The organism is Dactylosporangium sp. McL0621 (assembly GCF_049995355.1).
GTDB lineage: Bacteria > Actinomycetota > Actinomycetes > Mycobacteriales > Micromonosporaceae > Dactylosporangium.
The window spans coordinates 12276238-12299749 of sequence record NZ_CP188259.1; the positions used below are offsets into that span (position 1 = coordinate 12276238).

Here is a 23512-nt window from a genome sequence, read left to right on the forward strand (position 1 = left end):
GCTGTACCCGAGCAGCGTCGCGTCCTACAGGCTCGGCGGTGGTGCGTTGACCGATGTCGGAGCAGGGGGAATGACGCCGTAGACCTTGATCGACGCGTTCCACTGAATCAAGGGCCAGGCCGATGTTCCCCAATTGACCATCGACTGGAAATGCGCCGGCTCCCAGACAAGTGCGCCAAGGCCGCGATTGTCGGGCAAGTCGTTCACCATCTGGAAGACCCGAAGCAGTGCGTCCGCCTGGCCCTGCACGGAAACGGGGTACGGCGAGTTGGGGATGGGGTCCGTGAAAGCGGACGGGTGCGCGGTCTCCGCGATATCAATCTTGTAGCCGGGGTGTTGCGCGGCAAGTGTCTGGAGTTCCGACTCGAAGACGTCCGGTGTACCGTGCCACTCCGAGTAGTACGAGAAGCCCATGACGTCGATGTTCTGGCCCTTGGCCTTGAGGCGGCGCAGGAACTGGTTCCAGAACTCCTGGGTCCTCTCGAACTGGCCGTTGTCGATGATGACGTGGGTCTCGATGCCGATGTGCACGTGGTTGGCGGCGGCGACCTCGTGGACGGCCCGGATGCCGGCCGCCTGCAGGGTGGTGAACCTGTCCCACGAGGCCTCGTAGGCGGCTCGTTTCGCGGGGTCGGTGGACTTCCAGTCATCCCAGTCGATGCCGCCGCCAGGCTTGGAGACGAACGTGGGGTCGTGGTTGAAGTAGCAGTCGTAGCACCAGTCGGCCGGGTCGGTGAACCATGGCTCGGCGCGCTCTGATCCCCATAGGAATCCCTTGATCAGCTCGTTGCCGACGGCGACCTTGTCAGGAACGGTGCCTTGCGCCACGAGCCGCTCGATGTAGTCGCGCGTGTAGTCGTGGACCGCCGTCACGAGCTGGTCGAACGGCAGCGACGCCCATTCCGCCGGCTTGGCTTGCTTGCTCGGGTCGGCCCAGGAGTCCGAGTAGTGCAGGTCGATACCCAGGCCCAGGCCCAGGTTCTTCACCTGCTTGGCAACGTCCAGCGTGCGATCGGGCCCCTGGTAGGCCGGGTTGAGGTAGTTGCCCGTCTTCTCGTCGCGCGGAGTGTTGAACACGCGCAGGCGCACGTAGCGCATGCCGGCGTTGCGCGCGGACGTGAGCACATCCGTCGCGGTGGCCGGGTCGTCGACGTAGTAGGTCAGATGGTCCTGGTTGTCGTCCTGGTCGGCGTAGGAGATGTCCGCGCCGGCGACGAGGTCCGGACGAAGATAGTTGTAGACCTTGAACTCGGAGACGCCGATCTCCGCGCCCGCGGACGCACCTGTAATTTTCACTCTCAAGAAGCGAATCCCGGGGCGGGTGAACTGGTCTTCACCGGGGCCCGCCGTCGTGTTGTGCGAGTGGTCCGCGATCGTCGTCCACGCACCGCCGTTGGCCGAAGCCTCCACGACGTACCGGTACGTTGCCTTCGGGCTCGGGAACACCACGCGGACCTTGCGCAGGTTGTCGTAAGCGCCGCCCAGATCGAGACGGAGCCACTGGTTGCTTTGCCCGGTGGCCTTCCATGCCGTTGTCTCGTCCGAGTCAGCGGCGAGGGACGCAGTCTTCCGCCCCGTACTGGCCGTGTACGTCACCCACGGCTTTCCAGCGATGTTGCTCTCAACCGGCTGAATCTGCACCGTGTCGCTTGCGGAGGCCGACTGCGCCGAGGCCGGGGTGGTGGCCGTCGCGCCGACGGCGGCGGCGGCGACCGTGGCGCAGGCGGCTACGATCCAGCGTCTTGGCTGACCACTCATTGTTGGCCCCTTGCGTTCGGGGAAACTCGGGAACATGGGGGAATGCGCGGGAACTAGTGGGAACGCGGCGGAACTCGGGCCATCATGCACGATGAATCGGGCCCTCCACCAGAGGCAGAACCGTGCATTTATGGCCGTCGAGGATAATCACCAGCAGCGTACTGGGAGCTTATGGGCGTTCATGTTGACTGTTTCCAACTATTGATAGCGCGCGTTGGCTATTGCGAGTTCGTGAGCGCTTGCGCCGACTATCGCGAGCGGTGGCAGTGAGTGCCGCGGCGACGGGACGGCCCGGCGGCCCGAGATGACAAATCAGGCATATTCCGGGGATTTGCGGGGTAGCCAGCATGTCGAGTAGCGCCTGCGTTGGGAGGCATTGCGATGTCCGTACAGCTCAACCACACGATCGTCGCGGCCCGCGACAAGGAGGCATCCGCCGAGTTCCTGGCCACGATGTTGGGGGTGCCGGTACGCCCTCGCCTCGGCCCGTTCATCCCGGTCGAGGTGAGCAACGGCGTCACGTTGGACTTCATGGACACCGGCGGCGAGCCCGTCACCGCTCAGCACTACGCGTTTCTGGTCTCGGAGGACGAGTTCGACGCCATTTTCGGCCGGATCCGGGAGGCGGGGGTCGCCTTCTACGCCGATCCGCACCACGACCAGCCGAAGCAGATCAACCACCGCGACGACGGCCGTGGGGTGTACTTCGACGACCCGAACGGGCACAACCTGGAGATCCTCACTCGCCCGTACGGCAGTGGGCGGCGATAAGTGACGATCAGCCAGCGGGGCGGACGCGCTTCACGCGTCCGCCCCGCAGCCGCACCGGGCCTACGAAGACTTGCGTACCACGGCGGTCTCCCGCGACCGCGCGACCCCGGGAATGGTGTTGGTGCGGGTCGCCGTCACCTCCACGGACAGGCGGTGGCCGATGTCGGCGGCCTGGACGGTGTACCGCTGTCCGGTCGCGCCGGCGATCGGCGCGCCGTCGCGCAGCCACTGGTAGGTGAACGTGAGGTCGCACTGCTTCCACGCACCCGCCGTGGCGGTGAGGACGTGGCCGACCTTGGGTGCCCCGAGCACCTCCGGGGGTAGCCAGGCGGCCGGTGCCGGCGCCAGGGCCGGCGCCTGCAGTACACCCTCCTCGCTCGTGTTGCCGGCGCGGTCGGTCGCCCGGAAGCGGACCACGTGCGCCGCGGCGTCGACCACCACGGGCAGCGAGTAGCTCTGCCACGATCCGCCGTCCAGCTGGTACTCCGTCCGGGCCACCCCGGAGTCGGCGTCGGCGCCGGTGATGGTCACGGTCCGGTACGTCGCCGGCGCCGACAGGGTCGCGGCGACGGTCGGCGCGACCGGGTCGACCTTGGCCGTCAGCGTCCACGGGTCGCTCCACAGCAGATTGACGCCCTGCGCGCGGTAGTCGACGCGGTGCGTGCCGGCCGGCAGCGGGACCGGGTCGCGATACGGGAACCAGCCGCCGCCGTCGATCTGGTACTCCACCAGCCGCACCGCCGGGCCGGCGCTGAGGGTCAGGGCCGCGCCGGCGCCGTACCAGCCCTCGATGCCGGCCCGCGCAACGGTGGCCTCCGGCTGCCCGCCCTCGTAGTGCAGCGGGGTCACGCTGGTCAGCGTCGGGACCACCGGCCGGATCGTGCCGTCGGCGTTGTAGTACAGCCGGTCGATCGTGGTCTCCCGGTGCGTGCCGTCGCCACCCGGGATCGCGAAGCGGTGGTAGGCGATGTACCAGTCGTCGGTTCCGGGGACCTGGACCACCGAGTGGTGCCCGGTGCCGAGGATGCCCTGGCTTGCGTCCTTGGCGAGGATTTCACCCTTGCCGGTGAACGGCCCCAGCGGGCCGGTGCCGATGCCGTACCCGACCCGGTAGTTCTCGCTGCGGGTGTCGTCGATGGACCAGGACAGGTAGTAGGTGCCGTTGCGCTTGTGCATGAACAGGCCCTCGCGGAAGCCGGTGAGGCCGGTCAGCTGCACCCGCTTGGTCACGTCGTAGGAGATCATGTCCGCGTTGAGCGGCACGACGTAGGCGTTGCCATTGCCCCAGTACAGGTAGCTCTGCCCGTCGTCGTCGGTGAACACGGCCGGGTCGATCTGCTGCGCCCCGTTGTAGTCGGCCTTGTTCACCAGTGGGCGGCCCAGCGCGTCGGCGAACGGCCCGAGCGGCGAGTCGGACACAGCCACCCCGATGCTCTGCGCGGCACAGAAGTACAGGTAGAACTTCCCGCCCTGCTCGATCGCGGCGGGCGCCCACGCGTTGCTGTCCGCCCACGCGACGTCCGGGCCGAGGTCGAGGATCGTGCCGTGCTCGGTCCAGTCGACCAGGTTCGGGCTCGACCACACCTTGAACGACGAGCCGCTCCAGCCGGGGAAGCCGTCCGTGGTGGCGTAGATGTAGTAGGTGTCGCCGAACCGGACAATGTTCGGGTCGGCGTTGAACCCGGGCAGCACCGGTGAGCGCATCTCCACGGCCCGTACGGTCCACTGCCGGGTCGCGCCGGCCGCGCTGGTGACGGTGATCGTGACTGGTGACGAGTAGTCCCGCGGGCCGGCCGGCGCGACCGTCGAGGCGGGCGCGACGACGTACACCGGGTCGAGGCCGCGCAGGTCGGTGCCCGGCGTGACCGGCAGGGTGATGGTGCTCGTCGCCGCGTCGATCACCGCCGGGACCTTCAGGCTGCCCAGCTGCACTCCGGTGACGCGTGTGGCGTTCGAGCCGAGGCCGGCGACCTCGGCGTCGGTGAGCGCCCGGCCGTAGATGGAGAAGTCACGGACCCGGCCCTTGAGGTACTTGTCGGCCGCGTAGAGGGAACGGCCGATGTAGTTGGCCGTGGTCCGGCCGTTGCCGATGTCGCCGGGCCGGTTGACCAGCCCGGTCTGCTCGGCGACCCGGACCCCGTCGAGATAGATCCGGGCGGTGCCGCCGGAGTCCAGGGTGTACGTCAGGGTCTTCCACACCCCGCGCGGCACGGCGCTCGAGCTGCCGGCGGTCTCCTCGCCGGTCCAGTTCTTCAGGCTGATCGACGTCCGGTAGTTGTCACCGGTGGTGAACAGGTAGCCGTTGCCCGCACCGCCGGCGTCGGTATTGCCCATACCCCAGATGAAGTACGGCGTTGCCTGGTCGGCGGCGATGTTCACGTCCAGCGAGACGGTGATCTCGTTCAGCCCGGACATCAGGTTGTCGGGCAGCCGGACGTGGCCGTTTGCGCCGCCGAGAGCGAGAGCGCCGTCGCTCCAGCCGGCGTCGCCGACGAGGGTGCCGTGGTAGCCGTTGCCGGAGTCGTCGGTGACCGTGGTACCCGTCGTCTGGTTGAGCGGGTAGTGCGCGACCAGGCCCTGGTCGGTTCGGCGCACCGGCGGCGGCGCGTCGATGAGGGCGTCGAGCTCCCGCTGGGTGACGGGGATGACCGTGCCGTGGCGGGGGCTGGCCGGCAGGCTGTACGACGCCGGGACGCGCCAGTTCGGGTTGGCCAGGTCGTCGGTTCCGAGTGGGATGTAGCCGCGGCCGCCGTACTCGTCGACGAACAGGTAGTACGCCGAGCCGGAGGTGTCGCCCGGGTTCGCTTTGAACACCGTCGGCCCCTCGACGGCGGAGGTGCCCGCGTCGCGGCCGATGCACGAGTCCACCATCGACCAGGACGGCTTGCCCGGCAGGTCGACCGCGGTCAGCGAGGATGATTTCTCCTGGATGATGTCGGAGCAGCCGGTGCCGCCGCCGCCCTCGTCCTTGGTGAAGCGGTGGTAGGTGTCGCCGGCCTTGATGACCGTCGAGTCGATCCGCGACGCGCCCGGGTCCTGCCAGATGGCCGGCTCGGTGAACGTCACGAAGTCGCGGGTGGTCGCGGCCAGCATCCGGTTGTACGTGTCGCCGGTGTGGTTCGGGTCGTTCTCGGCATACAGCTTCGAGGCCCAGAACACCAGGTACTCGCCGCGGGCCTCGTCCCAGTAGGCCTCGGGCGCCCAGGTGTTGCCGGCGATCGGCGGCGAGACGAGCACGTGCCGCTGCGCGGACCAGTTGACCAGGTCGGTGGACTCCCAGACCTCAAGGTACCGGCTGCCCTTGCGCTGGGCGACGTCCCAGTCGCCGTTGCGCGCGATGGACAGGTCGGTGGCGATCAGGAAGAACCGGTCGCCCTCCGGGGACCGGATGAGGAACGGGTCGCGCAGCCCCAGGGTGCCGTACGACGACTCCAGCTTCGGCTGTCCGCCGTTGGTCTCGGTCCAGCGCAGGGCGTTGTTGCCGCGGCTGGCCGCGAAGTAGATCTTCTCGCCGGCGATCGAGTTGCCGGTGAAGTAGCTGAAGGCGTACCCGGCGTACGGGGCGGGCGCGGGCAGTTCGCGCACGGTGAGCTCGATGGCCCGTTCGGCGGTGGCGGTACCAAGGGTGACGGTGGCGGTCACCGTCACCCGCGCGTCGCCGTCGCCGTGGGCCGGCCGGTGCACGGCGCCGTCCGGCGCGACGATCGCCGGCCGGTCGGAGCGCCAGGTCACGGCGGCGCCGTCGAGCCCGGTGGCGGGCATGGTGAGGTTGCCCCGTACGTCGTCGGCGTGCACCACCGACAGCGCGGCCGCCGCCGCGTCGGTCCGGCTCTGGTCCGACTCCTGCGGCAGCACGGTGGCGGTGAACGCCTTGGTCTGGCTGCTCGAGCCGCGGGTGAGCGTCGCGGTCAGGGTCACCTGGGCCGGCCCGGCCGGCGCAGCCGGGCGGGCCACCGCGCCGGTCGGGCTGATCGTGGCGGGGTCGCTGGAGGCCCAGGCGATCGTCGAGCCGTACGCGCCGGCGCTCGGCAGGGTCAGGTTGCCGGTCACCTTCGACAGGTCGCCGAGGTCGAGGGCGTCGGCGTCGGCGGCGACCCGCCGGCCGTCCGGCAGCGCGATCGCGGACACCTCCGCGGCGCTGAGCGCCCGGTTGTACACCCGGAAGTTCAGCGCCCTGCCCTTGAGGTACCGGTCGCCGGCGTAGTTGGACCTGCCGAGGTTGTTGTTGACCGTCGTGCCGTTGCCCACGGCGCTGGGCAGAACGGTGACGGCGGTGTTCTGGGCGACCTGCACGCCGTCCTCGTAGAGGGTGCCGGTGGTGCCGGTCTGCGTGTAGGTGACCGACTTCCACACGCCCCGAGCCAGGTTCGCGCCCTTGCCGGTCACCTTCTCCCCGGCCCAGTTGGTCGTGGTGATGCCGGCGCGGAACGCGTCGCCGCTGGCGAACAGGTAGCCGGTGCCGGACGACGAGGTCGCGGAGTTGCCGAGGCCCCAGATGAAGTACGGCGTCTGCTGCACCGGGTCGACGTAGACGTCGACCGAGACGGTGATGGCCGACAGCCCGGCCATGAGGTTGTCCGGCAGTTTCACGGAGTCGTCGACGCCGTCGAGCGCGAGCCCGTTCGCGCCGGTCCACGTGCCGCCGCCGGCCAGCGTGCCGTTGTTGCCGTTGCCGGAGCCGTCGGTCACGGTGGTACCGGAGGTCTGGGTCAGGTCGTACCGCACCAGCAGGCCGCTGGTGACGTCCACGTCGGCGGCCGCCGCCGGCCCGGCCGGCATGAGTCCGCCGACCAGTCCGATCAGCACGCCGACGGACACCAGGAAAGGAAACGCTCGTCGCATGGCGGATTCCTCAAGGGATGCGAATGTTAGCGCTAACAGAGCCCGTATTGTTTGCGCCGTATGCGCGTCCGTCAAGAGGTGCTGTGCTCGCTCACATGTACGCCTGGCAGCGGCCGTCCTCACGCACCCGAAGTCGCTCCAAGTCACCGGGCAGGTGCTCAGCGCTTCACGCCGGGCAAAATCGACAGTGGTGTAACGGTACGCGGCGGTTGAACGCCCTTTGGACGAGTAAGAAACTCACGATGCAGTAGGAGCTGGGCATGCGGCACATTCGAACCCTGATCGCTGCGATCGTCGTCGCTCCACTGGCCTGGGTGCTGCTGGCACTCGGACAAGAACGGTCGGCCGACGCATTCACCGGCGCGAGTCACGGCAGCGCCCTGCGCCCTGACGATTTCCTGCGGCCCTTGCTGCTGCTGGCCGCGGCCGGACTGCTGCTGGGCGTTCTCGGCACGCTACGGTTCTCCCCACTCGGGGCGACGGTGATCGGCGTCGTGTACGCATCGAGCTACACGATGCTGCTTGTCGCACCATCACGAGTGGTGGACCTGTTCAGCGACGATGTGTGGGTGGCAGGTCGCCACCTCGATCTGGCCGCGCCGATACGAACAGGTACCACCATGGTGGTGGGCGTGCTGCTGCTCATCGGCGCAATCAGCGGGCAGCGCTGGCGAAGCTGGCCACGACCCGCCGGCTCGGCGCCCGAGAAGGCGCCGGCAGAGGACCGTCCGGTGGGCATCGACGGGCTCGGCTTGGCAGACCCGTACCGGGACGCCGAACCAGAGCCGGCCGCCCGCTACCGCACGGCCCCCGCGCCCCACGCGAACGTGCCCGAGCCCTACGCCAACGCCCCAGAACCGTACGAGAACGACACATGGCCTGACGCTCCGAACGACCCGACCCCGCACCGACTGAGCTCGGCAACCCAAGCCCCGTATTGGCGATAACGACACGCGGGCGGCTCGCCGCGAACATCGCCCCCGGCGAACGCACCGGAACCTTCCGCGTCGGCGGTGACGCCCTGCTGACCGACGCCGAAGGCAACAGCCGCATCAGTACCGAGGACTACGCCGTCGCGTTCATCGACGAGATCGAGACGGCCGGGCACCCCAAGACCCGGATCAGCGTCGCCTACTGACCGATGGCTTGGCGCCACGTCGAGGGGCCGTCAATAACACGCCCCGCTCGGCGCGGCACTTCTTTCAAGACTCGTAGTGCAGCTCGGGGTACCACCCGCCCCGCCCCGCGGGCGTCAGGTCGAGCAGGTGCCACACCGGGCTGTGCAGGTCCACGCCGCGCTCACGGATGTCGGCCGACATCCACGGATGGCAAGTGTAGAAATGCCTTACCGTCCCGTCGGCCTGCCGCGTGAAGACCGAGATGGTCGAGTCCTGGGCCCCCGCTTCGTCCTCACTGGCCAGGTCGTACTTGAACGTGCCGTCGCCCGCGCTGAGCAGCCGGAGCCGATCCCAACCTCGAGCCCGGGCATGGAACCGCAGCGTCGGTACGTCGGCGGCGGCCACGACAACGAAGTCGGCGTTCTGGGACAAATGGTCGACAACGGAGTTGAACCCGTCGATCCACATCGTGCACATCGGGCACGGCGAGTGCTGGGCCTTGCCGTACATGAAGTGATAGACGATCAAGGGCCGATCGGGCCCGATGAACAGCTCGCTCAGCCTGACCTGACGGACCGGCTCGTCCCCCGCGGCCAGATCGGCCGGGCCTTCCTCGAAAACATAATCTTCGACCGCCGTCCCCGCCGGCAGCCCACGGCGCAACTCGGCCACCCGCTCGCGCTGGCGCATCAGGTCGATCTCGGCCTGCCGCAGCTCCTCGCGAGCGGCGCGGTACTCCGTCGACTCGTTCGCCAACCGGGTCATTTCCACAGTCATACTCCACCTCCACGGCGGTCAGGGCGGACGCGCTCGGTTACCCCGGCCGCACCGCGCCAAACTCGTCCTACGGGGTGTGAGTGGCGGCGCACCAGCTACGCGACAGCGTCCACGATCTGTCCGGCGAGGGTCTGCCACTGGGCGTAGGCGTCCGGGAACGCCGATACCTGCACGGTCTGTGCCGCCACCGTGACGGACATCTGTTCCCAGCCTTGGACCTGCACCAGCGCCGCGTAGAAGCGGCGTGCCGCCTCGGCCGGATTCATGAGCTGAGCGACGGTGCCCCAGTTCGGCCGCTGCTGGAACAGGCCGACCGAGTCGTGGTCGCTTCCGACTCCCTCATTGGGGAGTTTGAGCGACTCCGGAACGTTGGAGTTCGCGAGGTTGTGCAGATGGCTTTCCTGCAGCGCGGTGGCGATCGCGACGACGAACGCGCGCTCCGGCAGATCCAACCGCTGCCCGGCCTGGATGATCGTGACGGCGTTGTCCATCTCGGCCTGGGCCAGCCCGCCGATGGGCGTGTGGACGGTCGGCGATGGCGAGGCCTTGGTCGGTGCGGCGGAAGCCGCGCCCGGCGCCGGCGACTGAGTCGGTTGTGCGCCGGCCGGAGCCGCCGGTTGCTGGCTGGACTGGTCGCCCGTGCGCGCTCCGCCACGCGATGCCCGGTTCTCGGCAAACGCCGCGCGCCCGCCGTCGCCCCGCTGCACGGCGTCGACCTGGACCACGGTGGCCGGCCGGTTGCCCGGCGACACGGATACGAACAACGCACCGATCGCCGAGAACGCGACGACGACCGCGGCCGATCGGAGGCCGATCCTCTTGCGGGCCGCCGAATGGCGGCCGCGGCGCTGGTGTTGGCGGTGACGGGGGGCAGGACCGTGTGGATAGCGATATTTCACGAACAACCTCGACAGACGGATCCGGTCGGCACGGAGCGAGGGCATGAGCCACATGAGCCATCGACCGTCCACAGGGGACGGTTAGCAGGCGCGCCTGAACGGTTGCCGGACCGTACCGTGTGATTGCTGTGAGGGCCGCTCTCCGGGGCCGGAGGCCGAGGTGTCGCGACATGCGAGGGTCTGCACGCGATGCTCCTTCCGATGCCGCCTACCGAGTTAGCTGACGGATTCGGGCGGGAGGATCGCCCTACCTCGCGGCGCTTGGCCGCTCGGATTCACCCCAGTTTTGCTTGGTTCCCCGGCTCGTGCGAGCACGACTCGGCGGGCCCGCCGCCGTCGTCACCTCGAACGGAGACGGCCAGGCGCGGCGGACCCTAAGACCATAACGGCTGCATAACCGCAGGTGAAGACCCAAATGGAACTGCCAAGGTGCGCGCGGCGGCCCGGCCTTCGGCCGCTTGCCGCGAACGCGTCGGCCGGTGGCAGTGAGGTCGTATTCGTGATTCTGACTATGAGAAGAGCCCGGCCACCGAAGCGGCCGGGCTCTCTCGCAAGGGTGTCAGTTCGCGTACGCGATGTTCATGTCCGGCGCCGTCAGCACGTTGGACTGCACGAAGACCAGCTCGATCGTGCACGCCGTGTAGAAGCCCGGCAGCGGGATCGGCGGTGGCGGGAACGACGGCGTGAAGGTCAGCGGCAACAAGCCCAGCACGTTCGCCGAAAAGCTCGTTGTGTAGAACTTTACGTCGCCCTCCACCGTCAGTTTGCTGCTCTTGGTGATGAGCAACCTCGGGCCGCCCGGGGTGTCCAGCTCGAACGGGGTCGAGACCGAGTTTTTCATGGTGAAGGCCAGCACCTTCACCGTCGTGCCGTCCTTGCGCGGCAGGTCGGCCACGCCGTCGTAGGTCAGGCCGTCCATCGTCATCACGTCCGCCTTCAGGATCGAGGGCTTGGCGGCGACGAAGGGCTGGCCCGCGGCGACCTGGGCCTTCTTGTTGTTCGGCGACGGCGACGCGCTCGTCAGGCCGCACGCCGGGGTCGACGACGGCTTGGCCGTGCTCGGCTTGGTGTCAGGCGTGGTCGTCGCCGGCGGGGGGGCCGGTGCGCTGGTGGTGGGTACGGCCGAGGCCTCCGCGGTTGCCCCTTCGTTCTTGTCGTCGCCGCCGGTGAAGAGGTCGCCGAGCCAGCCGAGCAGGCCCTTCTTCTCCTCGGTGGGGGTCGGCGTCGGCGTGGGGGCCGGCGCCGCTGACTCGGTCTTGGCCGGGGCGCCCGTGGTGGCGGGAGCGCTGCCCGCGGGCTTGGCCGCCGACGAAGTCGGGCACGCGGCCGGGGCGGCGAACGCGGAGCCGCCCCGGTTGGCCGCGCCCACCAGGGCGGCGGTCAGGGCGATGGCCATCAGGAGCGGGCCCAGGTAACGCCGCTTGGGCAGATCACCTGGGCCGGACGATGGGGGGAGCTGCTCATCGGCGCTGCCCGCACCGCTCCCCTCGTGCCGGTCGTGCAGGGGGCTCACGTTCGTCGTCGGGATCTCGTCGCGCAGCACCCCGGACGGCGGCCGGTCGTAACCGTCGGACGGCGGCGGCCAGGCCGCGGGAGCCGGGACCTCGCGCGTGTCGTCGGCGAAGGAGTCACCGGACCGCAGCCAGGCCGCGGGAGCCGGAACTTCGCGCGTGTCGTCGGCGAAGGAGTCACCGGACCGCGACCAGGCCGCGGGAGCCGGCACCTCGCGAGTCTCGTCGCCCAGCATGTCGTCGAGCGGCGCGTCCTCGTAGTACATCGGGGCGTCCGAAGCCGGAGCCGACGAGTCCGAAGACGAATCGTCGTCAGACGGAGCCGGCGCCGGTGCCGGGGACCACGCGACCGCCAGGCCGCCGCCCACGAGACCCAGCACCGTCCCGAGGAAGAAGCCGCCGAGGTTGAGGCCGATCAGCGAGTACAGCGCCGTGACCGTGCCGAGAATCCCGTAGAAGAGCCGCTGCTGCGGGCTGAACCAGGTCAGCCCCCCGCACAGCAGCATGATCAGCGGGATCACGTACGACAGGAAGCCGGTCGGCCCGAAGTGGACCTCCAGCGCAAGCTTGAGATTGCCGCTGACGAAGAGCTCCAGCCCCGACAGCAGCAAGAACAGCCCGCCCCAGAACGGTCGCTGGGCACGCCAGCCGGCCGAAGCGTGCGAGGGGGTCACTGGGTCCTCCAAGAACTGCGGCAACAAACAGGGAGCCCGCGGGTGTCACCCGCGGGCCCTGGTGGAACGGTCAGAAGCACTCTTCGGCGTTGGCGCCCGTCGAGATGCCGAGGTCGAGGCCGGTGAGCTTGAACGTGCCGGCGGTGGTCGACCAGGCAACCTGCTTGAGGTTGGTGATGACGACACCGTCGGCCTGCTGGGCGAAGCCGCCCTGGAGGCCCTTGGCGTTCGCGCCGCCCTTGGTGAGGTCGGAGGCGTCGATGCCGATCTGGATGTTGTCGAACGTGGCGTCACCCTTGAGCGACGTCAGGTCGATCAGCAGGTCGGTGGCCTCGGCCGGGTTCTTCGCGTCCTTGCCGGCGTGGATGACCATCGTCACCGGCAGGCCGGGCACCTTCACCGACTGGCAGAGGTTGTAGAGCTTGGCGTGAGCGATGCCGGACACGGCGACCGGGTGGTTCTTCGGGTCGGCCGGGTTCTGCGGGTTGCCGCCCTTCTCCGTGGCCATGCCGCCGTACTGCACGAAGCCGGTGCCCTCGAGCTTGTCGGCGGAGACCTTGAACTGACTGCCGGACACATTGAACGACGCGGCGATCGCGCCGGTCGCCTGGCCGAAGACGATGGCGCCGGCGATGAAGCTGGCCGGCACGACGACGGTAGCGAAACGCTTCCATCGCGTGCGGCCCTTCACCGCGCTGCCCTGAGCTACGGACACGTAGGGCTCCTCTTGTCGCGGGGTGCTGTGGTGCGGCGCTCCTGCGGGTGCGGGCGCGCGCGTCGCGCCGTCCGGGACCGGTCTCTGGCGGCTGCCGGGCGGGTTCTTGGAGCCGGGTGTTCCAAGAGGGTCCAGAGTCCGGGTCGGGGCGTGCGGACGATGTTGCCGGGTCACCCGCGCGGGTACAAGGCCGGTCGTTACCGGCGGGTAACCCCGAATCACGCAAATTTCGACGCTCCGTAGTCGGTTACGGGAGCGTTTCCGGGTGGCTACGGGTCCCCAACGCCATCAAATCGGGCAGACGTTCACTGTGATCGCTACCACACGTGACGGATCTTGGTAACTATCACGGTTTCATAACGACAAACCCGCGAGGTTCTTTTTTCAGAAGGCGCATCGAAATTTGAGCATTGCCAGCCCGGGTCATCGATGGTTAGTTAGCTCCCATAACTAAACGGACACAGGGTCGGCGCCCCACGTCCACGAGTGCGCAAGCGCGATCGGCGCGCGTCTTGCCTGGCTGAACCCCACAGCTCAGGAAGGACACCCGCACATGGCACCATCCTCGCGCCGGTGGCGGCGGCTGCTCACCGCGGCCTCGCTAGCCCTCGGCGGCTCCGTCGTGGCCGCCGTGGCCGATGCCCCGGCCGCCACCGCCATCCCCATCCCGGCCGGCGACTATCAGCAGGTCCAGCTGGCCCTCGGCAGCGCCGAGCTCGGCGAGCCGATGTCCCTGGCGGTGCTGCCCGACCGGTCGGTGATCCACACCGCCCGCGACGGCACGGTCCGCGTCACCGACGCCGCGGGCAACACCAAGGTCGCCGCCAAGCTCGCCGTGTACACCCACGACGAGGAGGGGCTCCAGGGCGTGGCCGCGGACCCGGGCTTCGCCTCGAACCGCTGGGTCTGGCTGTACTACTCCCCGACCCTGTCGACGCCCGCCGGCGACGCGCCCGCCACCGGTACCGCCGCCGATTTCAACGCCTGGAAGGGCCATCTGAACCTCTCCCGGTTCACGCTGAAGGCCGACAACACGCTGGACCTCACGAGCGAGAAGGTCGTGCTCACCGTCGACAACGACCGCGGCCTGTGCTGCCACGTCGGCGGGGACATCGACTTCGACGCGCAGGGCAACCTGTACCTGACCACCGGCGACGACACCAACCCGTTCGAGTCCGCCTCCTACGCGCCCATCGACGAGCGGACCAACCGCAACCCGCAGTACGACGCGCAGCGCTCCGCCGCCAACTCCAACGACCTGCGCGGCAAGCTGCTGCGCATCCACCCCAACGCCGACGGGACCTACGCCGTCCCGGCCGGCAACATGTTCGCGCCGGGCACCGCCAAGACCCGGCCGGAGATCTACGCGATGGGCTTCCGCAACCCGTTCCGGATGAGCGTGGACAGGCCGACGGGGGTGGTCTACCTCGGCGACTACGGGCCCGACGCCGGCACGACCGACCCGAACCGGGGGCCCGGCGGGCAGGTCGAGTTCGACCGGGTCACCGGGCCGGGCTTCTACGGCTGGCCGTACTGCACCGGCACGAACACCACCGCGGAGACCTACAACGAGTGGGACTTCGCGGCCAACGTGACCGGCCCGAAGTACAACTGCGGCGCCGGGCCGGCGAACAACTCCTTCCGCAACACCGGCCTGGCCACCCTGCCCGCGGCCAGGCCCAGCTGGATCCGCTACGGCGGCGACGCCGGCACGCCGCCCGAGTTCGGCACGAGCGGGTCGGAGTCGCCGATGGGCGGCCCCGTGTACCGCTACAACGCCGGCCTCGCCTCGCCGGTCAAGTTCCCGCAGAGCCTCGACGGGATGTTCTTCGCCGGGGAGTACGGCCGCCGCTGGATCAAGCCCGTGAAGGTCAACGCGGACGGCTCGCCCGGCGAGATCTCCACCTTCCCGTGGACGGGCACGCAGGTGATGGACATGGCGTTCGGCCCGGACGGCGCGCTCTACGTGCTCGACTACGGGACCGGGGCGAACAACCAGGCGCTGTACCGCATCGAGTACGTCGGCGGCGCCAACCGGGCCCCGGTCGCGAAGATCGGGGTCGACAAGACGTCGGGGCCGAGCCCGCTCACGGTGGCCTTCTCCTCGGCCGGCTCGTCCGACCCCGAGGGCGGCGCGCTCACGTACGCGTGGGACTTCGACGGCAACGGCACGACCGACTCCACGGCGGCGAACCCGACCTTCACGTACACCTCGAACGGCACCAAGACGCCGACGCTCACGGTGCGCGACCCGCAGGGGCTGACCGGCACCGCAAGCACCGTCGTCACGGTGGGCAACACCGCCCCGACGGTACGGCTGAACCTTCCCGGCAACGGGCAGCTGTTCGGCTTCGGTGACACCGTGCCGTTCTCGATCACGGTGACCGACCCCGAGGACGGCGCGGTCGACTGCTCGAAGGTCACCGTGACGTACCTCCTCGGCCACGACAGCCACTCCCACCAGATCACCTCGAAGACCGGCTGCACCGGCTCGATCGCGGTACCGGTGGACGGCGAGCACGACGCCGCGGCCAACATCTTCGGGGTCTTCGACGCCTCCTACACCGACAAGGGTGGCCTGACCGGGCACGGCGTCTCGACGCTGCAGCCGCGCCACCGCCAGGGCGAGCACTTCGGGGCCCAGTCGGGCGGCGTGCAGGTCGCGACCCACGGCACGGCCGAGGGCGGGGCGACGGTCGGCTTCATCGACAACGGTGACTGGGTCTCCTTCTCGCCGTACCTGCTCACCGGCGTCAACCAGTTCACCGCCCGCGTGTCGTCGGCCGGCGCCGGCGGCACGATCGAGGTCCGGGCCGGCTCCCCGACCGGGACGCTGCTCGGCTCGGCCGCGGTCGCCCCGACCGGCGGCTGGGAAACGTTCGCCGACGTCACCGCGGCGATCTCGGGCGCGCCGGCGACGGCGACGACGCTGTACCTGGTGTTCAAGGGCGGCGCGGGCAACCTGTTCGACCTCGACGCGTTCACGTTCGCCGGCTCGGGGACGAGCCTGCGCGCGGGCGCGAACAACCAGTACGTGACCGCGCTCGACGCCACCACGCCGCTCATCGCCAACTCGGCGTCGATCGGCCCCGCCCAGCAGTTCGACGTCGTCGACCTCGGCGGCGGCAAGGTGGCCCTGAAGGCGAAGTCCAACGGGCAGTTCGTGTGCGCGGAGAACAGCGGCGGCCAGCCGCTGGTCGCCAACCGGGCGAGCGCGGGTAGCTGGGAGACGTACACCCTGGTCCGCAACGCCGACGGCACCGCGAGCCTCCTGGCCCAGGCCAACGGCAAGTACGTCACCGCGGAGAACAGCGGCACCCAGCCGCTGATCGCCAACCGGACGGCCATCGGCCCGTGGGAGAAATTCACACTCGTCCAGTAGTACGTGCAACTGTACGTTGACACTTCTCGTTGGAATATGAGTGGATGTGTTGGTCCGTGGGGGTCTATGAGGCCCTCACGGACCGGCTACGGCCGCCACCGTTGCCTCGAGGAGTGTTCGCATGAAGCTCTCCAGACGGGTCGCGCTCGCGCTCGCCCCGCTGACATGCCGGCCATGCCGACCGGCAAGAACCCGGACACGGCGGCGCGCACCCAGTGGGAGGCCGAGTTCCACCGCATCATCGACCAGCACCGCAGCTCGCCCGCGCTGGTGATGTGGGTCGACGAGAACGAGGGCTGGGGGCAGTACGACCAGGCCCGTATCGCCGACGACGCCAAGGCCTACGACCCGTCGCGGCTGGTCGACAACACGAGCGGCATCAACTGCTGCGGCGCGGTCGACGGCGGCAACGGCGACGTACTCGACCTCCACATCTACGTCGGCCCGGGCGCGACCCGCCCGTCCGGCACCCGCGCCGCCGTGCTCGGCGAGTTCGGCGGTCTCGGGCTGCGGGTCGCGGGCCACGAATGGTCGCCCGGCAACGGCTTCTCCTACGAGGACCAGGCGAGCGCGGCCCGGCTCAACGACCGGCTCAACGGGCTCTACGAGCAGATCCGCACCGGCGGGATGCCGCAGGGGCTCTCCGCTAGCGGGCCGGTAGCAACGGCCGGCTCCCACGGTTTCGTGGGAGCCGGCCACTCTTCTGCACCTTGATGCCACCCGCTCCGAACGAAGGCCGGGCCGGATCGCGCCGATCTGCGGCGTAGGTCACGTACCCCCGTTAGGAGCATGGATGCGCCTTCTCACCTCGGCCCTCGGCCCTCGGCCTCGCGCTGGCGGCGGGCGGCTCGCTGTTCGCCGCGCCGCCCGCGCTGGCCGACACGACCGCCCTGCCGCACGCGGTCGGCGGCTTCGCGGCCCCCACGACCCGCGTCAACGCGAGTGTTCCGGCCTTCCGCGCGCAGGATGCGCTCCCGGACAGCGCCACACTGATCACCAACCTGCCCCCGGTCGGTGACCAGGGCCAGATCTCCTCGTGCGTCGCGTGGACGATCGCCCACACGATCATGGGGTACTACACGAACCGCAGCGGCGGCACCGGCGCGCCGTTCGCCCCGCTGTACCTCTACATGCGCTCGGTCGCCAAGGGCGGCGCGCCGGGCATGGGCCTGTACCCCGACAAGGCCCTCCAGGAGGCGACCGCGAGCGGCGTCAACACCCAGGACGACTACGTGCAGGGCGTCTACGGCTACCAGACCGCCCCGACCGCGGCCGAGATCGCCAACGCCGCGAACTACAAGCTCTCCGGCTGGAACGCGCTGTGGGTCGGCGACAAGCAGGGCGACAAGGCCAGGACCGCGATCAGGACGGCCATCGCCGCGGGCTCCCCGGTCGCGATCGGCATCCCGGTCTTCAAGGACTTCATGTACCTCAAGGGCAACACGATCTACAACACGGTGACCGGGTCCAGCCTCGGCGGGCACATGATCACCGCGTACGCGTACGACGCCGACGGCGTGTGGATCCGCAACCAGTGGGGCACCGGCTGGGGCGCGAGCGGTGACGCGCACCTGTCCTGGTCGTTCGTCACCACCGACGTGCAGGCAGGTCACCACGCCGGGTGGCACCAGCGCCGCCTCGGCCGCCGCGACCTTCACCTACAAGGTCTGACCTTTCCCACCGGCCCCGTCCCCCTTTTTCGGGGGACGGGGCCTTTTCCGTGCATCCCCCGAAAGGGGCATCGGCGTCATACCAGTGGCGGCTAGCCTGTGCCCAACTTCGATGACCCGGGGGTTGCCCGAGTGCGACGGATCATGCCTGTACTGGCGGTGCTCGGCCTGCTGGCCGGGTGCACCGCGACCGGGGCCGCTCAGCAGCCGCCGCCCGGGCTGGCCGACCGCGGCACCGCGGTGACCACGGCCAAGCCGACCCGCCAGGACCTCACCAACAAGGTGAGCCTGAGCGGCAAGGTCCAGCTGGGCCCGACCTTCGGCCTCATCGCGCCGATCGACGGCGAGGTGCGCTACCTCGACGTCAAGGCGCCGACGGGCACGCCGACGAAGCCGACCAAGGTCGCCAACATCTGGGCCGGCGGCAAGGCGACAGCGGTCGAGGTCCCGGCCGGCGCCGTGTTCGCCGGGCGGCTCGTCGACGACCGCTCCAAGGTCACCGCCGGGATGCCGATCGTCTCGGCGCGCCAGGCCGGATACGGGATCGTCGCCGACATCGACGGCTCGCAGGCGTACCAGGTCTCGGACTCCCTGCAGTCGGTCACCGCGCAGATCAAGAGCGGCCCCGGCCCGTTCGCCTGCGCCGTGCTCGGCACGCTCGCCGCGCTGCCGGGCGGGACGATCCCCGAGCCCAAGGCGCCGGCGGCCAACCCGACCGGGAGCGCGGCGCCGGTCGCGCAGCCGACCCAGGGCCAGCCGCAGCAGCCCTCGGAGGCGACCGGGATGCGGCTGGTCTGCATCGGCCCGGCCGAGGTGAAGCTCATCAACGGCGCGACCGCCACGGTGGAGATCATCACCGCGAAGGCGGCCGGGGTGCTGGTGCTGCCGGTGGAGGCGGTCGCCGGGTCCCAGGGCAAGGGCAAGGTCGAGGTGGTCAAGGCCGACCAGACGCGCGAGATCCGCGAGGTGACGCTCGGGCTCACGGACGGCAAGGTCATCGAGATCAAGACCGGCCTGACCGAGGAAGAGACCGTCGCCGTGCCGGGGCCGAGCATCCCCGACGCGAAGGGCGGCGCCGGCCAGGGGGCCGGGAAGTGATCATCGAGCTCGCGGGCATCACGAAGACGCTCAAGGGGCAGTCGCAGCCGCGCACCATCCTCGCCGGCGTCGACCTGACCGTGGACGAGGGCGAGTCGGTGGCGATCCTGGGCCGCTCGGGCTCGGGCAAGAGCACGCTGCTGAGCCTCATCGGGCTCTTCGACCGGCCGGACTCGGGGACGTACCACATGGGCGGCCGGAACCTGGCGCGCATCTCCGAACGCAAGGCGGCCGCCCTGCGCAGCGCCGAGTTCGGCTTCGTGTTCCAGCGCTTCTTCCTGCTCAAGCACCTCACCGCCGCGCAGAACGTGGCCATGGCGCTCGTGAACGGCCAGGGCTGGCTGCCGCGGCGCAAGCGGCGCGCCCGCACCATGGAGGCCCTCGACCTGGTCGGCGTCGCGCACCTCGCGCGCAGCCGGCCGGCGAAGCTCTCCGGCGGCGAGCAGCAGCGCGTGGCTATCGCGCGGGCCCTGGTACGGCAGCCGCGGTTGCTCCTGGCCGACGAGCCGACCGGCGCGCTGGACACCGAGACCGGCAACCTCGTGATCGAGGTGATGCGCGCGGCCACCGACCGCGGCTGCGGGCTCATCCTGGTCACGCACGACCAGGGGCACGCGGCCAAGATGCAGCGGGTCCTGCGCCTGACCGACGGCGTCCTGCAGGACGCCGCGTGATGCGGCTCTCGGGGCGGTTCCGGTCCGCGCTCATCATCGGCTTCCAGGGCATCCGGGCCCGCAAGACGCGCACGTTCCTGTCGATGATCTCGCTGTTCCTCGGCGTGCTCGCCGTCGTCACCGTGCAGGCGGGCGCCGAGACCGTCCGCACCCTCCAGCTCGCCGACGTGGAGCTGCAGCAGGGCCGCGACGGGACCCGGGTCATGTACATCCCGCCGATCGCCGAGGCCGGCAAGGTCACGAAGGAGACCATCCAGGGCCGTCCCGGGGTCGCGGCGAACTACGGCCTGCAGGCCATCATCGGCGAGCCGAAGGTCAGCCCGATCAACCCGGGCGCGGTGCCGTTCGAACACCTCGACGAGAGGGGCGACGGCACCGTGTACGGCCCCGACACCAAGTTCGAGATGCAGTGCGACGACGCGGGCAACTGCCGCGCCGTGCCCGTGAACGCGTCCGCCCCGGCCCCGAAGGGCGCCGCGATCGAGGTACAGCTGGTCGCCCTGATCAACGACGTGCGCCAGTTCCGCCCCTTCCGCCCGGTCTCGGGCACCTTCCTCGACTTCGCGGGCGAGCCGTCCTACTCCCCGCGCCTCGTGATCAACAAGGCGGCCGCGGTCGGCTTCGCCAAGTACACGATCCCCGCCGAGATGCGCCTCGACGGCGCCGTGGCCAACCCGACCCCGCGCATCATCGGCGTGATCGACGACGGCAGCTCCCAGCCGACCGCGTACGCCCGGGCCGACGAGATCGACAACTGGCTCCTCCCGCCGGACGCCGCCGAACCCCCCGCCGACGCCGAACCCGCCGCCGGCCCGGCGTTCCGCAAAATGATTTCGGGCGGACCGCCGCTGGAGGTGAGCTTCGCCCCGGGCAACGGCGAGCTGGAGGCGCTGCTGATCCGCAAACTGATCGCCGCGGGCGTGCCGCGCGAGGCCCTCAACGTCGACGTGCGCAACGCCCGCAAGGACTTCGAGCAGCAGCTGGCCATCCTGAACGCAATCTTCCTGGGCATGGCCGGCCTGGTCCTGCTCATCGGCGTGGCCGGCATCCTCAACGTGGGCCTGGCGACGGTGGGCGAGCGGGTGGAGGAGTTCGCCCTGCGCCGCGCCGTGGGCACACCACGCGTGCTCCTGGCGGGAATCGTCCTGGCCGAAACCTTGCTGACGGGCCTCCTGACCGCGGGCGCGGCGATCGCCACCGCCGCGGCGGGCGTCAGCGTGGCCACGCGCGTCCTGGGCGACCGAATACCCCAGCTCCAGGACGTCTCCTTCCCGTGGCAGGCCGGCGTGGCGGGCGTGATCGCGGGCCTGGTGGCGGGCATCCTGGGCGGCGCGATCCCGGCCTTGCGAGCGGCAAAGATCCCGATCGCCACGGTGATGCGCGCGTAGGCCCCGGTCCCGGCCGGCCCGGCGCACACGCACCACCTTGACTGGGCCGGCCCCCGCCCAGGGCGCTGCGCACACCCATCTCTGCCGGGTGACGACACCGGTAGCCAAGCACACGCGCCGCCCTGACCGAGCCGACGTCAGCCTTGGCGTCGGCTCGATGCTGCGCCGGGCCGATCCGCCCAAGGCACCGCGCGCCCCCCAGCACCGGCGGTCCGCCCGGCCTCCGACGTCGCGAATTTCTCGACTCCTAACGCAGCCCCCACTCGTACGCGATGACGACCAGCTGAGCCCGGTCATGCGCCCCCAGCTTGGTCATGGCCCGGTTCACGTGGGTCTTGGCGGTATGCGGGCTGACCACGAGATGCGCCGCGATCTCCTCGTTGGACATCCCGGTCGCGACCAGCCCGACCACCTCCCGCTCCCGCTCGGTGAGCAGCCGCACGAGCCGCCCGTCCCCGCGCGGCACCACGCTGGGCACGGGCTCGGCCAGGAACCGCGCGATGAGGCTGCGGGTCGCGGCGGGCGAGAGCAGCGAGTCGCCCCGGTGCACGGTACGGATCGCGGCGAGCAGCTCCTCCGGCTCCGCCCCCTTCCCGAGAAACCCACTGGCCCCGGCCCGCAGAGCCTCGAACACGTACTCGTCGACCTCGAACGTCGTCAGAATCAGCACCCGCACCCCGGCGAGGTCGGGATCGGCGGTGATGAGCCGCGTGGCCGCGAGCCCGTCGAGATCGGGCATCCGGATGTCCATGAGCACGACATCGGCCCGCAGGTCCCGCACCAGCTCGACCGCCCGCCGCCCGGTGGCCGCCTCCCCCACCACGACCACGTCCGCGGCCGCCTCGACGAACACCTTGAACCCACTGCGAATGAGCGCCTGATCATCGGCGAGCACGACCCGGATCACGTCACCCAAGCCCCACCTCCGAACCCGGCGACAAGCCCGAGTCCCGCACCCCCGGCGGCGCGACCGAGCGCGGCAGTAAGACCTCGACGCGATACCCGCCGTCGGGTCGCGGCCCGGCCGCAAGGGAGCCGCCCAGGGCCGCCACCCGCTCCCGCATCCCCAGGAGCCCGAGCCCCGGCACCGCGGCCCCCTCGGTGGACGGCGGAGGGGCGGGCGGCGGCGCGGGCCCGTTGTCGATCCGGATGCGCAGGGCGGCCGGCTCGTACCGCAGGTCCACCACGACCGCCGCCCCCGGCGCGTGCTTGCAGGCGTTGGTCAGGGCCTCCTGGATCACCCGGTACGCCGTCAGGTCGACCGGCACCGGCACCGAGCCCACATCGTCGTCGCCGGCCACGCTCGTGGTCGTGGTCACCGGCTGCCCGGCCGCCATGTGCGTGGCCAGCAGCTCGGGCAGCCCCGCCAGGCCCGGTAACGGGTCCACCGGCAGCGCCGGCTCGCCCGGCCGCCGGAGCAGGCCGATCGTGTCGCGCAGCTCCTCCAGTGCCGTCCGGCCCGCGCGACGGACGTGGGTCAGAGCCTCCCGGGCGCGGGCCGGCTGGGAGTCGAGGAGGTGCGTCGCGACGCCGGCCTGGACGGTGATGAGGGCGAGCTGGTGCCCGACGGCGTCGTGCAGGTCGCGGGCGATGCGCAGGCGCTCCTCGGTCACGCGGCGCAGCGCCTCGGCCTCGTGCTCCTGCTCGGCGCGCCGGGCGCGGGCCTCCACCTCGGCGAGATACTCCCGGCGGCTGCGCGCCCCGTCGCCCGCCGCGACCGCGAGCCCGCCGAGCGCGGCCAGGGCGAGGTTCTCCACGCCGAGCCAGGACGCCGGCTTGACGAGGATGTGCAGGCCCGCGAACGCGAGGACCGCCAGCACGCCGATGGCGAGCGCTCGGCGGCGGGACTCGGACTCGGACTCGGCGACCGTGTAGAGCGCGATCAGCGGTGCCGCCAGAATCATCGTGCCGTTGGTGGTGCTGTGGTTCAGCACGAGGTACACCTCGGCGCCCACGGAACTGGTGAGGAACGCGGCGAACGGGTGGCGCCGGCGCAGGGCCAGCGCCCCGCAGGCCACGACGACGGCGGCCAGGGTCGCGGGCTCGAGCGGCCGGCCGGTCGGCGAGCCGTGCGTGGTGACCAGCACCACGACCCCCACCACCAGTCCTATGCCCAGATCGATGCCCATGACCAAGACGTTAGACCGGGGGTACGACAAAAACGTCCCACGGCCGCGGTATCCCGAATGCCGCCGCTGGGGGACGACCGGCGGCCCGCGGCGGCCGAGAGTGACG

The 23512-nt window shown here is 70.3% G+C and carries 17 protein-coding genes and 1 riboswitch; of the genes, 9 read left to right on the forward strand and 8 right to left on the reverse strand.

Translation table 11 applies throughout. The features are described from left to right. Positions 1-24: 24 nt before the first annotated feature. The gene (locus tag ACPPVO_RS58305; RefSeq protein WP_426508438.1) at positions 25-1758 is read right to left on the reverse strand and encodes a glycosyl hydrolase 53 family protein; all 1734 of its coding nucleotides are present in this window, start codon (positions 1756-1758) and stop codon (positions 25-27) included. 381 nt (positions 1759-2139) lie between these two features. Between ACPPVO_RS58305 and ACPPVO_RS58310 the strand changes: the two genes are divergently transcribed. Next, positions 2140-2529: a VOC family protein gene (locus tag ACPPVO_RS58310; protein WP_426508440.1), complete on the forward strand. Its 390-nt coding sequence runs from the start codon at positions 2140-2142 to the stop codon at positions 2527-2529. Positions 2530-2589: 60 nt separating this feature from the next. On the opposite strand, the gene ACPPVO_RS58315 is transcribed toward ACPPVO_RS58310, so the two are convergent. Next, positions 2590-7371: a family 43 glycosylhydrolase gene (locus ACPPVO_RS58315; protein ID WP_426508441.1), complete on the reverse strand. Its 4782-nt coding sequence runs from the start codon at positions 7369-7371 to the stop codon at positions 2590-2592. A gap of 260 nt (positions 7372-7631) precedes the next feature. On the opposite strand from ACPPVO_RS58315, the gene ACPPVO_RS58320 reads away from it, so the two are divergent. Both ACPPVO_RS58320 and ACPPVO_RS58325 read left to right on the forward strand, forming a co-directional pair. Next, the gene (locus ACPPVO_RS58320; RefSeq protein WP_426508443.1) at positions 7632-8318 is read left to right on the forward strand and encodes a hypothetical protein; all 687 of its coding nucleotides are present in this window, start codon (positions 7632-7634) and stop codon (positions 8316-8318) included. Continuing rightward, on the forward strand, positions 8309-8509 hold the full coding sequence (locus tag ACPPVO_RS58325) for a hypothetical protein (RefSeq protein ID WP_426508445.1): 201 nt from the start codon (positions 8309-8311) through the stop codon (positions 8507-8509). Before ACPPVO_RS58320 ends, ACPPVO_RS58325 begins: the two co-directional genes overlap by 10 nt. 64 nt (positions 8510-8573) lie before the next feature. Here the strand turns inward: ACPPVO_RS58325 and ACPPVO_RS58330 are convergent, their stop codons facing one another. The 4 genes from ACPPVO_RS58330 to ACPPVO_RS58345 form a co-directional block, all read right to left on the reverse strand. Beyond that, a complete protein-coding gene (locus ACPPVO_RS58330) occupies positions 8574-9254 on the reverse strand; it encodes a DUF899 family protein (protein ID WP_426508447.1) in 681 nt (226 codons plus the stop codon). A gap of 107 nt (positions 9255-9361) precedes the next feature. Further along, positions 9362-10219 (reverse strand): hypothetical protein, encoded by an 858-nt coding sequence (locus ACPPVO_RS58335; RefSeq protein ID WP_426508449.1) that lies wholly within the window; start codon positions 10217-10219, stop codon positions 9362-9364. 136 nt (positions 10220-10355) lie between these two features. Beyond that, a riboswitch (cyclic di-AMP (ydaO/yuaA leader) is annotated at positions 10356-10499 on the reverse strand. Between the two features lie 225 nt (positions 10500-10724). After that, complete coding sequence (locus ACPPVO_RS58340; RefSeq protein ID WP_426508451.1) at positions 10725-12350, reverse strand: DUF6114 domain-containing protein; 1626 nt, start codon at positions 12348-12350, stop codon at positions 10725-10727. Positions 12351-12420: 70 nt separating this feature from the next. Beyond that, entirely contained in the window at positions 12421-13065 is a 645-nt protein-coding gene (locus tag ACPPVO_RS58345) for a DUF6230 family protein (RefSeq protein WP_360375221.1), read from the reverse strand. A 553-nt stretch (positions 13066-13618) separates the two neighbouring features. Between ACPPVO_RS58345 and ACPPVO_RS58350 the strand changes: the two genes are divergently transcribed. The 6 genes from ACPPVO_RS58350 (at position 13619) to ACPPVO_RS58375 (ending at position 21277) form a co-directional block, all read left to right on the forward strand. Then, complete coding sequence (locus ACPPVO_RS58350; RefSeq protein WP_426508453.1) at positions 13619-16447, forward strand: PQQ-dependent sugar dehydrogenase; 2829 nt, start codon at positions 13619-13621, stop codon at positions 16445-16447. Positions 16448-16621: 174 nt separating this feature from the next. Then, a complete protein-coding gene (locus tag ACPPVO_RS58355) occupies positions 16622-17161 on the forward strand; it encodes a hypothetical protein (RefSeq protein ID WP_426508455.1) in 540 nt (179 codons plus the stop codon). 287 nt (positions 17162-17448) lie between these two features. Beyond that, a complete protein-coding gene (locus ACPPVO_RS58360; RefSeq protein WP_426514904.1) occupies positions 17449-18213 on the forward strand; it encodes a C1 family peptidase in 765 nt (254 codons plus the stop codon). Between the two features lie 48 nt (positions 18214-18261). Next, a complete protein-coding gene (locus ACPPVO_RS58365; protein ID WP_426508457.1) occupies positions 18262-19215 on the forward strand; it encodes an efflux RND transporter periplasmic adaptor subunit in 954 nt (317 codons plus the stop codon). After that, complete coding sequence (locus ACPPVO_RS58370) at positions 19212-19889, forward strand: ABC transporter ATP-binding protein (RefSeq protein WP_426508459.1); 678 nt, start codon at positions 19212-19214, stop codon at positions 19887-19889. The genes ACPPVO_RS58365 and ACPPVO_RS58370 overlap by 4 nt, the downstream gene beginning before the upstream one ends. Then, a complete protein-coding gene (locus ACPPVO_RS58375) occupies positions 19889-21277 on the forward strand; it encodes an FtsX-like permease family protein (protein ID WP_426514905.1) in 1389 nt (462 codons plus the stop codon). Before ACPPVO_RS58370 ends, ACPPVO_RS58375 begins: the two co-directional genes overlap by 1 nt. Before the next feature lie 247 nt (positions 21278-21524). Here the strand turns inward: ACPPVO_RS58375 and ACPPVO_RS58380 are convergent, their stop codons facing one another. Continuing rightward, positions 21525-22184 carry a response regulator gene (locus ACPPVO_RS58380; protein WP_426514906.1) on the reverse strand — a complete coding sequence of 220 codons (660 nt, stop codon included), beginning with the start codon at positions 22182-22184 and terminating at the stop codon, positions 21525-21527. 1 nt (position 22185) lies between these two features. Next, positions 22186-23406, reverse strand: coding sequence for a sensor histidine kinase (locus ACPPVO_RS58385; RefSeq protein ID WP_426508461.1), 1221 nt, complete (start codon positions 23404-23406; stop codon positions 22186-22188). Positions 23407-23512 lie beyond the last annotated feature (106 nt).

Coding starts and splice junctions, on each gene's coding strand:
- ACPPVO_RS58305 (WP_426508438.1), bottom strand. CDS start 1,758: ATGAGTGGTCAGCCAAGACGCTGGATCGTAGCCGCCTGCGCCACGGTC.
- ACPPVO_RS58310 (WP_426508440.1), top strand. CDS start 2,140: ATGTCCGTACAGCTCAACCACACGATCGTCGCGGCCCGCGACAAGGAG.
- ACPPVO_RS58315 (WP_426508441.1), bottom strand. CDS start 7,371: ATGCGACGAGCGTTTCCTTTCCTGGTGTCCGTCGGCGTGCTGATCGGA.
- ACPPVO_RS58320 (WP_426508443.1), top strand. CDS start 7,632: ATGCGGCACATTCGAACCCTGATCGCTGCGATCGTCGTCGCTCCACTG.
- ACPPVO_RS58330 (WP_426508447.1), bottom strand. CDS start 9,254: ATGACCCGGTTGGCGAACGAGTCGACGGAGTACCGCGCCGCTCGCGAG.
- ACPPVO_RS58335 (WP_426508449.1), bottom strand. CDS start 10,219: ATGTGGCTCATGCCCTCGCTCCGTGCCGACCGGATCCGTCTGTCGAGG.
- ACPPVO_RS58350 (WP_426508453.1), top strand. CDS start 13,619: ATGGCACCATCCTCGCGCCGGTGGCGGCGGCTGCTCACCGCGGCCTCG.
- ACPPVO_RS58355 (WP_426508455.1), top strand. CDS start 16,622: ATGCCGACCGGCAAGAACCCGGACACGGCGGCGCGCACCCAGTGGGAG.
- ACPPVO_RS58365 (WP_426508457.1), top strand. CDS start 18,262: ATGCCTGTACTGGCGGTGCTCGGCCTGCTGGCCGGGTGCACCGCGACC.
- ACPPVO_RS58375 (WP_426514905.1), top strand. CDS start 19,889: ATGCGGCTCTCGGGGCGGTTCCGGTCCGCGCTCATCATCGGCTTCCAG.
- ACPPVO_RS58385 (WP_426508461.1), bottom strand. CDS start 23,406: ATGGGCATCGATCTGGGCATAGGACTGGTGGTGGGGGTCGTGGTGCTG.